This is a genomic window from Gordonia sp. X0973, from assembly GCF_013348785.1.
Lineage (GTDB): Bacteria > Actinomycetota > Actinomycetes > Mycobacteriales > Mycobacteriaceae > Gordonia.
Map to the genome: position 1 here is coordinate 1,926,239 of NZ_CP054691.1, position 13,450 is coordinate 1,939,688.

Below are 13,450 nucleotides of genomic sequence, written 5' to 3' on the forward strand. Positions count from 1 at the left end.
CTCGACCCGTCCCCGTCTCAGTCGGCGAACGCCTCGATCGGCGGGCAGCTGCAGACGAGGTTGCGGTCGCCGAAGGCGCCGTCGATGCGGCGGACCGTCGGCCACGCCTTGGCCCGCGCCCCCGACGACGGCAACCCGGACGGGTAGACCGCCTCCTCGCGGGTGTACGGGTGGTCCCACTCCCCGACCAGGCACTCGGTGGTGTGCGGCGCGCCGCGCAGCGGGTTGTCGTCGACCGGCCACTGTCCGGCGCCGACACGGTCGATCTCGGCGCGAATCGCGATCATCGCGTCGCAGAAGGCGTCGAGTTCGGCAAGGTTCTCGCTCTCGGTGGGCTCGACCATCAAGGTGCCCGCCACCGGGAAGCTCATCGTCGGCGCGTGGAACCCGTAGTCGGCGAGGCGCTTGGCCACGTCGTCGACGGTCACCCCGGTCTCCTTGGTCAATTCGCGCAGGTCCAGGATGCACTCGTGCGCGACCCAGCCGCCGTCACCGGTGTAGAGCACCGGGTAGTGGTCGGCGAGGCGTCGGGCGATGTAGTTGGCCGAGGCGATCGCGCTGAGGGTGGCGCGGCGCAGCCCGGGCGCACCCATCATCAGGATGTAGGCGTAGGTGATCGGCAGGATCGACGCAGAGCCGTACGGTGCGGCCGAGACCGTGAGATCGTCGCCCAATTCGGGTGCCAGCGGATGCCCGGGCAGATGGGGTGCCAGGTGTTCCCGCACGCCGATCGGCCCGACGCCCGGTCCGCCGCCGCCGTGCGGGATACAGAAGGTCTTGTGCAGGTTGAGGTGGCTCACGTCGCCGCCGAAACGGCCGGGCCGGGCCACGCCGACGAGAGCGTTCAGGTTGGCGCCGTCGAGATAGACCTGACCGCCGGCGTCGTGGACGGCCGCGCAGATCTGGTCGATGGCCGCCTCGAACACGCCGTGCGTCGACGGGTAGGTGATCATCGTCGCGGCGAGTCGGTCGCCGTGTTCGGCGATCTTCGCGGCGAGGTCGGCGGTGTCGACGTCGCCGTTCTCCCGGCAGGCCACGACGACCACGCGCATCCCGGCCATGACGGCGGAGGCGGCGTTGGTGCCGTGTGCACTCGCGGGGATGAGGCAGATGTCGCGCTGGGCGTCGCCGTTGGCCAGGTGGTACCGGCGGATCGCCAGCAGCCCGGCGTACTCGCCCTGCGATCCGGCGTTGGGCTGCAGGCTCACGCGGTCATAGCCGGTGATGGCGGCCAGCCACTCGGCGAGTTCGCCGATCAACTCCCTGATCCCCGCGGTGTCCGCAGCGGGGGCGAAGGGATGCAGGTCGGCGAACTCGGGCCAGGTGATCGGTTCCATCTCCGTGGTCGCGTTCAATTTCATGGTGCACGAGCCGAGCGGGATCATGCTGCGGTCCAGTGCGATGTCCTTGTCCGAGAGCGAGCGCAGGTAGCGCAGCATCGCGGTCTCGGTGCGGTGGTCGTGGAAGGCCGGGTGGGTGAGGTAGTCCGACGTGCGGTTCTCGATCTCGGCGACCGCGGTATCACCCCCGTCGCCGATACCGTGTGCCCCGAAAGCGGCCAGCACCGTGCGCACGTCGTCCTCGGTGGTGGTCTCGTCGCATGCCACGGCGACGTGGTCGGCGTCGACCAGGCGCAGGTCGACGCCCCCGTCGCGCGCCGCCTCGACGATCTTGCCCGCCTGGCCGGGAGTCTGCGCCAACACGGTGTCGAAGAAGGAGCCGTGGACGACCGCGCTCCCCAGACCCGAAGCGATGCGCCCGGCCCGCTCATGGGTGCGGCGCGCGATGGCGCGCAGGCCGTCGGGGCCGTGATAGCTGGCGTACATCGCCGCGATGATCGCCAACAGCACCTGCGCGGTGCAGATGTTGCTGGTCGCCTTCTCGCGGCGGATGTGCTGCTCGCGCGTCTGCAGCGAGAGCCGGTAGGCGAGGTTCCCGTCGGCATCCTTGGAGACGCCGACCAGCCGCCCCGGCAGCTGTCGGGTCAGCGCGGTCGCGACCGAGAGGTAGCCGGCGTGCGGGCCGCCGAATCCCATCGGGACGCCGAAACGCTGGGTGGTGCCGAAGCAGACGTCGGCCCCCACCTCACCGGGCGGCGTGACCAGCGTGGCGGCCAGCAGGTCGAGTCCCACCGCGATCATGGCGTCGCGCTCGTGTGCGGCCGCCACCAGCGGCGCGGCGTCCACCAGACGCCCGGAGGCGCCGGGGATCTGCGTGATGACGCCGTAGAAGTCGCCCGGCGGCAATCCGACGCCGTCGAGGGCGGGATCGAGTTCGGCGACGACGATTTCGATGCCCAGCGGTTCCGCGCGGGTCTCGATCACCGCCCGGGTCTGCGGGAAGAGATCGGCGTCCACCACGAGGCGGCGGGACTTGTTCTTCGTGGCGCGCAGCATCAGCGTCATCGCCTCGGCCGCGGCGGTCGCCTCATCGAGCATCGACGCGTTCGCGACGTCCATGCCGGTCAGATCGGCCACCATCGTCTGGAAGTTCAGCAGCGCCTCGAGCCGACCCTGGCTGATCTCCGGCTGATACGGCGTGTAGGCGGTGTACCAGGCCGGGTTCTCCAGCACATTGCGCCGGATGACCCCCGGCGTGTGGGTGCCGTAGTAGCCGAGGCCGATCATGGATCGCCGGACCGTGTTGCGATCGGCGAGTTCGCGCAGCCGGGCCAGGGTCTGCACCTCGCTCAGCGGGTCGGGCAGCGCCGCCAATCCGTCCGGGACGGAGTCGGCGACCCGGTCGGCGATGTTCGACGGCACGGCGCGCTGTGCCAATTCGTCGAGGGAGGCGACGCCGATGACGTCGAGGATCCGCGCCAGCTCGTCGGCGTCGGGCCCGACGTGCCGATCGGCGAAGACGGGCGAGGCGACGGTGGAGGCTGCAGAGCTGGAATCTGCAGAGCTGGGGACTGGGGAGTTCGAAGACATGCGGTACGACTCTCTCGGGTGCCGGTGTCCTCTCCCTCTGTCATGGGGCCTGAGAGTTTGAACCGTCGTCGACGATCTTTCCCCGTGGGCGGATGGGCGAGCCCATCACTTTCCAGAGACGCCGTCAGCCCAGCGGTCCTGGATGCCTGAGAGATTGACGGAGAGGTGTTGCTCCTTCGGCGGTCACCGGGCGCGGTGACGCTCTCCCACCGGGTAGCGGCGCGAGGAAGAGTCTACCGGAGCGATTAGCCGGTTTTGCGCGCGCGGCGACGAGCGGCGAGCTCGTCCTCGGGCGCGGTCTCCGATTCGCCGCCGTCGGCGCGTTCGCCGGGGAAGTCGGCGATCGTGCCGGTGAGTTCGCGCATCGCACCGGAGACGGCGATGCCGAATACGCCCTGGCCGCCCTGCAGGAGATCGATGACCTCCTCGGCGGAGGTGCACTCGTAGACCGTGGTGCCGTCGGAGAACAGCGTCACCCGGGCGAGGTCCTCGACGCCGCGCTTGCGGAGGTGGTCGACGGCGACGCGAATGTTCTGCAGCGAGATGCCGGTGTCCAGGAGGCGCTTGACGATCTTGAGGACGAGGATGTCCTTGAAGGAGTACAGCCGCTGGCTGCCGGAACCGGCGGCGCCGCGGATGGACGGGACGACCAGCGAGGTGCGGGCCCAGTAGTCGAGCTGCCGATACGTGATACCGGCGATCTGGCAGGCGCTGGGCACTCGGTAACCGACGAGTTCGTCCGGGACCGTGTCACCGGGAAACAGTCCGGGAGCGACCTCGGTCAACGAACCCTGCGCACCCGTGCCCGACTCGGTCGGGGTCATGTCGTCGCCCACTGTTTGTCTCCTCGCCCATCTCTGGTGATCAGACTACGCCCGTCATGCCGGACGTCGCCCGTCTGTCTGGATAACGGTAGGCAAACCGGCGCAGAGGAGGCAACGCGACTCGCGGGTGACAAACCCTAAAGTTGAAGTAGAGATCGAACTGTGACCTTGGAGTGGGCGGATCAGGACTCGCCCAGGTTGAAGTCGTCGGGTGAGACCTGGTCCAAGAATTCCTTGAACCGCTCCACCTCGTCCTCCTTCATCCCCGATCCCTCGACCTCGTCCTCGTCGGGGATGACCAGTCCCGCCTCGACGAGGACCTCCTCGTCGGCGTGGATGGCCGCACCGGCGCGCATCGCGACGGCCACGGCGTCTGATGGCCGCGCCGAGACGACGACCGAGTCGGCGAACACCATCTCGGCGTAGAAGGTGCCCTCCCGCATGTCGACGATCCGCACCTGCTCGAGGCGTTGGCCGAAGGTCTCGACGAGGTCGACGATCAGATCGTGCGTCAGCGGGCGGGGCGGTTCGATCCCCTTCTGGTGCAACGCGATCGACGCCGCCTCGTTCTGTCCGATCCAGATCGCCAGGTAGCGCTCCCCGCCGATCTCGCGCAGGAGCAGCACCGGCTGAGCCGCGGGCGACTCGACCCGGATTCCGACGACCTCCATCTGACCCATACCGGCAAATCTACACTTCGCGCGGCTCAGTCGAGGATGTCGCGGACCGCCGCTTTGACCAGTTGGGTGTGCAGCGTCACCGACAGCGCCGCGATCTCGCGGACCAGTTCGTCGGCACGGTCGCGGGCGCCGGTCCCCTTGCCCTTGGCGATCGGCCCGGCGATCTGGCCGACGAGTCCGGCCTCGCGGTCGGCGGACACCTTGAACGCTCGCAGGTGCCGGGTCTGCAGGCCGTAGTTGGCCAGCGCGGCCGCGGCCTCCACCAGGCGCACGGCATCCTCGTCGAAGAATCCACCGGCCCCCGAGGCCAGCAGGCCGTTGCGCATGAGCTCGGTGATGAACCCGCTGTCGGCACCGGTACGCTCGATCAGCTCCTCGCGCGGGATCCGGCCCCCGCGCGCCCCGAAATCGGTGGCCGGAGCCACGCTCCCGCGGGCCGCCGACAACATGGTCACGCCGGATTCGCCGTCCATCGAGTCGATCTGCTCGCGGATGACCTTGAGCGGCAGATAGCGGTCGCGCTGAGCCGTCAGTACGAATCGCAGGCGCTGATAGTCCGCCTCGCTGAAACGCCGATACCCCGACGGTGCCCGTTCCGGTGTGACGAGCCCCTCGGATTCGAGGAATCGAATCTTCGAGATGGTGACGTCGGGAAAGTCGTCGCGCAGCCGTGCCAGAACCGCACCGATCGACATGGTGGGTTCATCGCGCTCCCGCGGCTCGGGCGCCCCGGTCACGAGCTAGCGGCGTCCCGCGGACCGGACAGGAACACCAGTCGGAATTTACCGATCTGGACCTCGTCGCCGTTGCCCAGAGTCGCCACGTCGACCGGCTCGCGGTTGACGTAGGTGCCGTTCAAACTGCCGACGTCGACCACCTGGAAATCGCCGTCCCCGGTGCGGAACTCGGCGTGCCGACGGCTGACGGTCACGTCGTCGAGGAAGATGTCGCTGTCGGGATGGCGCCCCGCGGACGTGGTGGCCTGGTCGAGGAGGAAGCGTGAGCCGGCGTTGGGGCCGCGCTTGACCACGAGCAGCGCCGTACCAGGAGCCAGCCGCTCGACGCCGAGGTCGGCCGGCTCCGCGCCGGACGCGCCCGATGCGTCGAGTTCCTTGATGATCTCCTCGCGAAACACCGAGGTCGTCTCCACCGGTGCCTCAAAGCCGTTGTCGTTGTCGCTCACCACTTCTCCTGTCGTCTTCCCCATCGTCGGCACACGAGGACACCATCGTCACCCATGCGCCGCGAATCAATTGCTCGCAGAAAATATCCGTTACCGATCCGGTGCCCCAAACCACCGCGACAAGCTAGTCCAAGCATAGCGGTGCGGCGCCGATCGCACGCCGTTCGTCGGCCCCCGGAGACGGGCCTTGCCCAAGTCGTTATCAACCGCCGGGGGGCGGATGCCTATCCGGCGATCTGGCTCCCGTAGGCCGCCGCGTCGAGCAGTCCGGCCAACAGGTCGTCCGCGGTGCCCGAGGCCACCCGCAGCTCCGCCAGCCATCCCGCGCCGTACGCGTCGGAGTTCACCAGGTCCGGCGAGGCCTCCAGCGCGTCGTTCACCGCGACGACCTCGCCGTCGAGGGGGCTGTAGATGTCCGAGACGCTCTTGGTGGACTCGACCTCGGCGAACGAGTCGCCACTGGTCACCGAGTCGCCGGCGCCGGGCAGCTGCACGAACACCACGTCGCCGAGCTGATCCTGCGCGTAGTCGGTGATCCCGACCCGCACGGTCGTCTCGTCGACCTTGCGCACCCACTCGTGATCCGCGGTGTAGCGCAGGTCGTCGGGAACAGTCGTTTCAGCCACTTGCCATCCCTTCGTCGGCGATAACGGTATCCGGTGCGCCGCGATTGTGCGCGCCCGGGGTCTTTCCCGCCCGCATCAGCAGCACCATCTGGTACCAGTACAGCGCCAATGTCCACAGGTAGAGCGCGACGCCCCAGATGAGCAGCGCCCACCCGAACGGCAGCGCGGCCCGGCCGAGCCAGGAATCGAGCTGGCCGATCAGGATCCACGGGAAGGCGCTCATCAACGCGAAGGTGGCCGCCTTCCCGACGTAGAGCGTCGGGAGCGCGACGACCCCGCGCTTGCGCAACAGCGGGACCTGCAGCGCCAGCAGCAGGTCGCGCGCGACGATGACCGCGATGATCCACCACGGGATGAAACCGCGGACGCCGAACGCCAGCGGGATCACCACGATGTAGATCCGGTCGGCGAGGGGGTCGAGCAGCGCGCCGAGCGAGGACGACTGGTCGAGCAGCCGCGCCAACTTGCCGTCGAGCCAGTCGGAGAAGCCCGAGGCCAGCAAGATGACGATGGCCCACCCGTCGGCCTTCGCCACGAGCAGGACGTAGAGGAATACCGGGACCAGCGCCAGCCGCAGCACGCTCAGCGCGTTGGGCACCGTGACGACCCGCTCGCCGGCGCGGTCCCCCGCCGATTCTTCCCCCGACACCTGGTCGCCCACCGTCTCGTCCCCGGACATCGGCGGCCTAGCGGAAGACGCCGATGATGCCCTGCAGCATCTTCGCGCCGCCCGAGGAGAAGAGGTTGTCGTGGACCATGTAGGTCCAGGTCGACGTGGAGCGGTGCCGGCCGGCCGAATCCAGGTCCACGCCGGCGTTGGTGATCGTGGCCTCGCGGAAGGTCTTGCGCGCCGCCTCGACCGCCTCGTTGGGGAGTTTGGTGAACTCGGCGAGGATCAGCCGGTGGAACTCGTCGAGCGGCGACTCGCGGCCGATCGCCCGCAGGTGGATGCTCGAGCGGACGTCGGAGACGAAGGCGAGGTGGTCGCTCCACGCCCGGTCGAGGTGGTAGAGCATGATCTCGCGCGCGGCCTGCTCCAGCACCTCCTTGTCGACCTTCTCGGTGACCGGGCCGAAGTCGGCGGTGTCGGGCGCGTCGTCGGCGTCCTCGTCATCCGCGGGTGCCGGCAGACGGCCGGCGAGCAGGCTCTCGTACCGCACCGGCTCGAGTTCGGCCAGGCTGGTGAGGGCCTCGTCCGTGCTCAGCAACTCCATCCGGCGCCCGACGATGATGTCGCGCTGCTGGTTGACCAGCTTGTTGTAGCGCCAAGTGTTCGAGTGCAGCTCCAACATGACGCCCTCGGCGACGCGCTGGGCCTGCTCGATGAGTTCGTTGCCGCGCGCGCCCATCGAACCGTCCGGCTCCGAGGACTCCGGGTCCCGTTTGAAGGAGAGGTTGCGCGTGACCAGCGGGTCTTCCAGTGACGAGAAGAAGACCGAGGTGCCGGGATCGCCCTGGCGCCCGGCACGGCCGCGCAGCTGGTTGTCGAGGCGCTCGGTGTCGTAGCGCCCGGTGCCCACGACGCACAGGCCACCGAGCTCGGCGATCTCGTCGTGTTCCTCGGTGGTCGCATCCGGCCCGCCGAGGCGGATGTCGGTGCCGCGGCCGGCCATCTGGGTGGACACGGTCACCGCGTCGCGCTTGCCGGCGTCGGCGATGATCGCCGCCTCCTGCGCGTCGTTCTTGGCGTTGAGGACCACGCAGCCGACGCCCGCCTTCTCCAGGAAGTACGCGAGCTCCTCGGACTCGGCGACGTCGTGGGTGCCGATCAGGATCGGCTGGCCGGTCTCGTGGACCTCCTTGAGGTATTCCACGAGTGCCTCTACCTTGTTGGCCTTGCTGTCGAAGACCCGGTCGGGCATGTCGACGCGGATGTTCTCGGTATTCGGCGGGATCTGCGAGACGAAGAGGTCGTAGAACTGGCGGAACTGCTCGCCCGCGGCGAGCGCCGTTCCGGTCATGCCGCAGACCTTGGGATAGCGCCCGATGAGTGCCTGGACGGTGATCGTGTCGATCACCTCGCCGGAGTCGGTCTGGTCCAGCTTCTCCTTCAACTCGACGGCGGCCTGGACGCCGTCCGGCCAGCGCTGCAACTGTGCGACGCGACCGCGCGAGGAGTTGATCAACTTCACCTCGCCGTCGCGCACGATGTAGTGCACGTCGCGTTCGAGCAGGTAGTAGGCGTACAGCGCGATGTTCGTGTGGACCAGCGTGGTGCCGACGTGGGCCTCGCTGTAGAGGTCGACGCCCAACTCGTCCTCGACGAAGGAGGCGCCCTCGTCGGTGAGGCTGATGTTGCGCCCCTCGGTGTCGATCTCGTAGTGCTTGTTCTTCATCCGCGACACGACGTCGGCGATCGCGGCGTCGGCGACCTCGCCGGTGGCCGACCCGGCGAGGATCAGCGGCACGAGCGCCTCGTCGACGAGGACGGAGTCCGCCTCGTCGATGATCGCGACATCCGGCTTGGGCGCGATGAGGTCGGCCTCCCGGACGGCCAACTGGTCGCGCAGCACGTCGAATCCGATCTCGTTGACCGAGCCGTAGACGACGTCGGAGTCGTAGGCGGCGCGACGGTCGGCGGCCGTCGACGACTCGGCGATCGCCCCGACGCTCACGCCGAACATGTCGAACAGCGGCTTCATCCACTCCGCATCGCGGTTGGCCAGGTAGTCGTTGACGGAGATGACGTGCACCTTGTGGCCGATGAGTACGTGGCCGATGGCCGCGATCGCCCCGGACAGCGTCTTGCCCTCGCCGGTGGCCATCTCGACGACGTCCCCCTCGAGCATGCGCAGCGAGCCCTGCAGCTGGACGTCGTAGGGCCGCAGCTGCAGCGAGCGGTCGGCCGCCTCCCGCACCAGGGCGAGGAACTTGGCGCGATCGACCAGGTCGGTGGCGATCTCCAGTTCCCGGGCGGCACCCGCGAACTCGTCGTCGTCGAGTCCGGCGGCCCAGTCGTCGTGCGCGGCCGCCTTCTCGATCAGCGCGACCGACTTCGACTGGTTGCGTCCGCTCTGGGCGCCGAGGATTCGCCACATCGTGTTGGAAAGCTTGCCCACCGGGTAATCCGTCTCCTGTGTAGATGGCGTTCACGCCGATCGCGTCAGCGCGATCGCGTCACGCCCAACGGTAGCGCACCACCGTGATCGGGTGACCGATTGCGGGCGCCGACGGTAGCGTTGACGACATGAACGCTCACTCGTCGACCGGCGCCGCCGCTCTGCTCGCCGCCGCCGCTCTGGGAAGTCTGCTCGTCACGGCCCCAGCCCAAGCCGTTCCGGGACTGAGCGGCCGCGCCTTCACCTCCACCTCGGTGAGCCCGGGCGCGATTCCCGGCGGCGGCCCGCTGAAGATCCGGTTCCTCGACAAGGACCGGGTCGGGCTCACCGCCGGCTGCAACCAGATGACCGGGATCGCCACCGCGCAGGGCGGTCGGCTGCACTTCACGCGTCTGGCCTCGACGATGATGATGTGCCCGCCGCCGCGCGACAAAGCAGATGCCTGGGTGCAGGCCTTCACCGCGAAGGCGCCGAACTACCAGCTGACCGGCAAGACCCTCACCTTGCGCACACCGACCACGACGGTCGTCCTCACCGAGGTCCAGGCGGCGCGCTGAGCCGACCGTCGCGCTGACCGCCGTCGAGCCGCGGCGTCGGTAGCATTGCCCGCTATGACCTCCCCGCGCGTCACCACCCGCATCGCCCGTGCCGCCCGCCGCGAGGAGATCGTGTACCTCGTCGCCCCCTCGGGCTACCCGAACTACGGCGACGAGCTCATCGCCTACATCTGGCTCGCCCACCTGCGGCGCACCCGGCCGCGGGCCACCGTCGTGCTCGACTGCCACACCCCCGGCCAGGCTTCGCTGCTGCTGCGCCACGCGAATCCGCGCGCGGTGTTCACCGACACGCTGTGGCGCCTGGCCGATCACGCGCGTGCCGTCGTCGACGGCGAGGTGGACGACGAGGCCGTCGACGCCTCCCGCCCCTGGGAGTGGGTGGCGCAGGCCGCCAGCCGGCTCGGGGTATCGCCCGGCCTCGGTGAGGGCGTCGACACGCTGCTGCACGCCTCCTCGCTGCACCTGCTCGGCGGCGGGTACGTCAACCAGCAGTGGCCGCACCATCTCGGGTTGCTCGCGGCGATGTCGGCCGTCGGCGCGCAGACCGGTGCCGACGTCGTCGCCACCGGCCAGGGCCTGCTGCCGCTGATGACCGACCCGGAGTGGTCGGCGCTGCTCGACGCGATCAAGGGCTTCGACGTGTTCGACGTCCGCGACGCCGCCTCGCGCACCGCCCTCGCCGACCACGTCGACGCCGGCTCGCTGGTGCACAGCGGCGACGACGTGTGGCTCGACCCGCCGCGCCGCGACTGGGGCGATCGCCTCGTCGACCAGGTGCGCAAACGACGCGGCGGCGCGGCGCTGCCCGACGACGGGGTGGTCCTCTGCGTCCAGTCCGACCTCGTGGACGATTTCTCCTACGACGGCGACGCCGGGATCGACGCATTGGCCGAGTTCGCCGCCGCCACCCTGGAACACTGGGCGGTGCCCGCCGAGCACGTGACGGTGGTCGAGGCGATGCCGGGGCGCGACTACACGGTCGTCAAGCACCTTGGCGACCGGCTCGCCGCCGCCCGGGTGATCCCCTTCCTCTCGGTGTGGCACGACGGCCTGCCCATCGGTCGCGGGCAGACGTGGCTGACCACCCGGTTCCACCCGCATCTGATCGCCGCCGCCGCCGGCGACAGCGGGGTCGCGATCATCACCAAGCCGGACTACTACGCGACCAAACACCAATCGCTGGTCGATTGCGGATCACGCTGGACCATCGCCGACGGGAGTGCCCTGCCGGCCCGCCCGCACGCCGGTGGCTTCTCCCCCGATGACCGCGAGCGCAACGTCGCGGCCAAGCGCGAATTGGCGGCGCGGATCTACCCGCCCCGCCGACTCCCCCGTCGCTGAACCACGGCCCGTTGGCCGAGTGGGCACCTCAACCCCGCCGAGTGGGCACCCAATTGCTATCGACTGGGCACCTCGCCAAGACCTCGCGGCGTACCGAACTGCCCACTCGGCGGGATCCGGGTGCCCACTCGGCGGGGTTGGAGTGCCCACTCGGCGGGGTCGGGGTGCCCGGTCAGCGGGCGGCGCGGGCGGCGAAGCGCTTGCCGACGCGGGAGACCTCGATGGGATGGTGGAAGGCGTCGCTGACCGTCCGGGTCGTCAATGCCTGGTCCACCGGCCCCGCGGCGGTGATCGCGCCGCGGGAGACCAGCACCGCGTGCGTCGTGGTCTCCGGCAGCTCTTCGAGATGATGGGTGACCAGCACCGACGTCATCCCCGGATCCGCCGCGGCCAGCCGGTCCATCGTCGCAAGGTACTGCTCGCGGGCCGCGACGTCGAGGCCCGTGGTCGGCTCGTCGAGCAGCAGCAGCCGCGGCTGCGCGATCAACGCGCGGGCGATCAACGCCCGACCGCGCTCGCCCTGCGACATCGACTGCCACACCGAGTCCCGGTGCTCGACCAGACCCACCTCGTCGAGCCGCGCGTCGGCGCGCCCGACCTCGTCGGCGGTCGGCTCCCAGCGCATCGGCAGGTCGATCGTGCCGGTGATCCCGGTGAGCACCACCTCGCGCGCGGTCAGCGGCGAGGACAGCCGGTGGCGCGGGTCGACGTGCCCGATCTGTTTGCGCAGCTGCGCCGTGTCGACCCGGCCCAGTCGTTGTCCGAGCACGTCGACCGTGCCGGAGGTCGGATGGGTGCGCGCGGCGCAGAAGCCGAGCAGGGTGCTCTTGCCTGCTCCGTTGGGGCCGAGCATCGCCCAGTGTTCCCCTTCGCCGACCAGCAGGTCGACGCCGCGCAGGATGTCGGTGCCGTCGCGCCGAAAGGTGACGTCGCGCAGTTCGAGCACGGGCGCGCCCGGCGTCACGGGCATCGGACGGTGAGGTGGAATCGTCGCTTCGTCGGGTTCGTCGGGTCGGCCCGGTTGATCCCGGTCGCCTCACCGCGAATCGTGTAGGTCTCGCCGGATTTCGTCACGGTGCCCTGGCCCTCGCCGACGCCCTGGGCGAACCCCATGGTCACCCCGTCGACGTCACCGAGTCCGACGGAGAGGACCTCGGGGCGCTCCGCGTCGGTGACGACAGCGGCGACCCCGGAATTCGGCCGGTCGGCCCCGACGCCGATGTAGCGCTTGCCGTCCTCGGTCCGGCAGGTGACCCGGTTCTTGGGCAGGTCGAGCGGCTTCCCGTCGACGGTGATCGTGGCGTCGCCGCCGACGGTCGGGGCATCATCCTTCGAGCCGCAGGCGGCCGTGCCGAGCACGAACAGTCCCGCAGCGACGGCGATGGTCGCCGCCCTGTGCATTCTTCCCATAGCCGAAGACTAGACGGTGAAGCCGAGCGCCCGGAGTTGCTCCCGGCCGTCGTCGGTGATCTTCTCCGGACCCCACGGCGGCAGCCAGACCCAGTTGATCTCCAGGTCGGTGCACAGCCCGCTGGAGACGAGCGCGGCGCGGGCCTGGTCCTCGATGACGTCCTGCAGCGGGCAGGCCGCCGACGTCAGCGTCATGTCGAGTTTCGCGATCGCCTCGTCGGTGACGGTCATGTCGTAGACGAGGCCGAGGTCGACGACGTTGATCCCCAACTCCGGGTCGACGACGTCGCGCATCGCCTCTTCGACGTCGTCGAGCTGCGGCAACGACGTGGTCGGTTCGCTCTGGGGCGCGGTGTCGGTCATGTCAATTCCTCTTCTCGGGTCGTCGTCTCGGGAGCGTCGGCCACCGCCTGGCTCAACGCGTCCTTGAACGCCATCCATCCCAGCAGCGCGCACTTGACGCGCGCTGGGTATTTGCTCACCCCGGCAAAGGCGATGCCGTCGCCGATCAGCTCGTCGTCGCCGGGGTCGGTTCCGCGCGATGTCATCATCGTGGAGAACGAGTCCAGGATGCGCATCGCCTCGTCGACCGGCAGGCCAACCAACTGGTCGTACAGCACCGACGTCGACGCCTGTGAGATCGAACACCCCTGGCCGTCGTAGGAGACGTCGGCGATCGTCGAGCCGTCCGGCGAGAGGGTCACGCGCAGGGTCACCTCGTCGCCGCACGTCGGGTTCACGTGGTGCACTTGTGCGCCGTAGGGCTCGCGCAGGCCGCGCCCGTGCGGGTGCTTGTAGTGGTCCAGGATGACGTCCTGGTACATCTGCTCCATGCGCACG

At 69.4% G+C, this 13,450-nt stretch carries 14 protein-coding genes and 1 riboswitch; of the genes, 2 read left to right on the top strand and 12 right to left on the bottom strand.

Annotated features, from left to right (window positions below; genetic code table 11):
* Positions 1–17 precede the first annotated feature (17 nt).
* The 8 genes from gcvP to secA2 all read right to left on the bottom strand — a co-directional run bounded on the left by gcvP (position 18) and on the right by secA2 (position 9,302).
* Positions 18–2,930, bottom strand: coding sequence for an aminomethyl-transferring glycine dehydrogenase (gcvP, locus tag HUN08_RS09415; protein ID WP_124246465.1), 2,913 nt, complete (start codon positions 2,928–2,930; stop codon positions 18–20).
* 123 nt (positions 2,931–3,053) lie between these two features.
* Positions 3,054–3,149: riboswitch (glycine riboswitch) on the bottom strand.
* 26 nt (positions 3,150–3,175) lie between these two features.
* Positions 3,176–3,754 (bottom strand): MerR family transcriptional regulator, encoded by a 579-nt coding sequence (locus HUN08_RS09420; RefSeq protein WP_124246634.1) that lies wholly within the window; start codon positions 3,752–3,754, stop codon positions 3,176–3,178.
* A 182-nt stretch (positions 3,755–3,936) separates the two neighbouring features.
* Positions 3,937–4,434: a bifunctional nuclease family protein gene (locus HUN08_RS09425; RefSeq protein WP_124246466.1), complete on the bottom strand. Its 498-nt coding sequence runs from the start codon at positions 4,432–4,434 to the stop codon at positions 3,937–3,939.
* Between the two features lie 26 nt (positions 4,435–4,460).
* Entirely contained in the window at positions 4,461–5,129 is a 669-nt protein-coding gene (locus tag HUN08_RS09430; protein WP_124246467.1) for a MerR family transcriptional regulator, read from the bottom strand.
* A gap of 38 nt (positions 5,130–5,167) precedes the next feature.
* A complete protein-coding gene (gene garA, locus HUN08_RS09435; RefSeq protein WP_124246635.1) occupies positions 5,168–5,620 on the bottom strand; it encodes a glycogen accumulation regulator GarA in 453 nt (150 codons plus the stop codon).
* 221 nt (positions 5,621–5,841) lie between these two features.
* Positions 5,842–6,243: a glycine cleavage system protein GcvH gene (gene gcvH, locus HUN08_RS09440; RefSeq protein WP_124246468.1), complete on the bottom strand. Its 402-nt coding sequence runs from the start codon at positions 6,241–6,243 to the stop codon at positions 5,842–5,844.
* On the bottom strand, positions 6,236–6,892 hold the full coding sequence (locus tag HUN08_RS09445; RefSeq protein WP_124246636.1) for a CDP-alcohol phosphatidyltransferase family protein: 657 nt from the start codon (positions 6,890–6,892) through the stop codon (positions 6,236–6,238). The genes gcvH and HUN08_RS09445 overlap by 8 nt, the downstream gene beginning before the upstream one ends.
* 37 nt (positions 6,893–6,929) lie before the next feature.
* Positions 6,930–9,302, bottom strand: coding sequence for an accessory Sec system translocase SecA2 (secA2, locus tag HUN08_RS09450; RefSeq protein ID WP_124246469.1), 2,373 nt, complete (start codon positions 9,300–9,302; stop codon positions 6,930–6,932).
* 128 nt (positions 9,303–9,430) lie between these two features.
* Here secA2 and HUN08_RS09455 point away from each other — a divergent pair, with 128 nt between their 5' ends.
* Positions 9,431–9,859, top strand: a complete 429-nt coding sequence (locus tag HUN08_RS09455) for an META domain-containing protein (protein WP_124246470.1) — start codon at positions 9,431–9,433, stop codon at positions 9,857–9,859.
* A 54-nt stretch (positions 9,860–9,913) separates the two neighbouring features.
* Complete coding sequence (locus HUN08_RS09460; protein WP_124246471.1) at positions 9,914–11,200, top strand: polysaccharide pyruvyl transferase family protein; 1,287 nt, start codon at positions 9,914–9,916, stop codon at positions 11,198–11,200.
* 172 nt (positions 11,201–11,372) lie between these two features.
* Here HUN08_RS09460 and HUN08_RS09465 read toward each other — a convergent pair whose 3' ends face one another.
* The 4 genes from HUN08_RS09465 to sufU are packed head-to-tail and all read right to left on the bottom strand — an operon-like array spanning position 11,373 to position 13,449.
* On the bottom strand, positions 11,373–12,170 hold the full coding sequence (locus HUN08_RS09465) for an ABC transporter ATP-binding protein (protein WP_124246472.1): 798 nt from the start codon (positions 12,168–12,170) through the stop codon (positions 11,373–11,375).
* Entirely contained in the window at positions 12,161–12,610 is a 450-nt protein-coding gene (locus tag HUN08_RS09470) for a lipoprotein LpqH (protein WP_301546655.1), read from the bottom strand. The genes HUN08_RS09465 and HUN08_RS09470 overlap by 10 nt, the downstream gene beginning before the upstream one ends.
* A 9-nt stretch (positions 12,611–12,619) precedes the next feature.
* Positions 12,620–12,973, bottom strand: a complete 354-nt coding sequence (locus tag HUN08_RS09475; RefSeq protein ID WP_124246473.1) for a metal-sulfur cluster assembly factor — start codon at positions 12,971–12,973, stop codon at positions 12,620–12,622.
* Positions 12,970–13,449 (bottom strand): Fe-S cluster assembly sulfur transfer protein SufU, encoded by a 480-nt coding sequence (gene sufU, locus HUN08_RS09480; protein WP_124246474.1) that lies wholly within the window; start codon positions 13,447–13,449, stop codon positions 12,970–12,972. Before sufU ends, HUN08_RS09475 begins: the two co-directional genes overlap by 4 nt.
* Position 13,450 lies beyond the last annotated feature (1 nt).

Coding starts and splice junctions, on each gene's coding strand:
- gcvP (WP_124246465.1), bottom strand. CDS start 2,930: ATGTCTTCGAACTCCCCAGTCCCCAGCTCTGCAGATTCCAGCTCTGCA.
- HUN08_RS09420 (WP_124246634.1), bottom strand. CDS start 3,754: ATGACCCCGACCGAGTCGGGCACGGGTGCGCAGGGTTCGTTGACCGAG.
- HUN08_RS09425 (WP_124246466.1), bottom strand. CDS start 4,434: ATGGGTCAGATGGAGGTCGTCGGAATCCGGGTCGAGTCGCCCGCGGCT.
- HUN08_RS09430 (WP_124246467.1), bottom strand. CDS start 5,129: ATGTCGATCGGTGCGGTTCTGGCACGGCTGCGCGACGACTTTCCCGAC.
- HUN08_RS09455 (WP_124246470.1), top strand. CDS start 9,431: ATGAACGCTCACTCGTCGACCGGCGCCGCCGCTCTGCTCGCCGCCGCC.
- HUN08_RS09460 (WP_124246471.1), top strand. CDS start 9,914: ATGACCTCCCCGCGCGTCACCACCCGCATCGCCCGTGCCGCCCGCCGC.
- HUN08_RS09465 (WP_124246472.1), bottom strand. CDS start 12,170: ATGCCCGTGACGCCGGGCGCGCCCGTGCTCGAACTGCGCGACGTCACC.
- HUN08_RS09470 (WP_301546655.1), bottom strand. CDS start 12,610: ATGGGAAGAATGCACAGGGCGGCGACCATCGCCGTCGCTGCGGGACTG.
- HUN08_RS09475 (WP_124246473.1), bottom strand. CDS start 12,973: ATGACCGACACCGCGCCCCAGAGCGAACCGACCACGTCGTTGCCGCAG.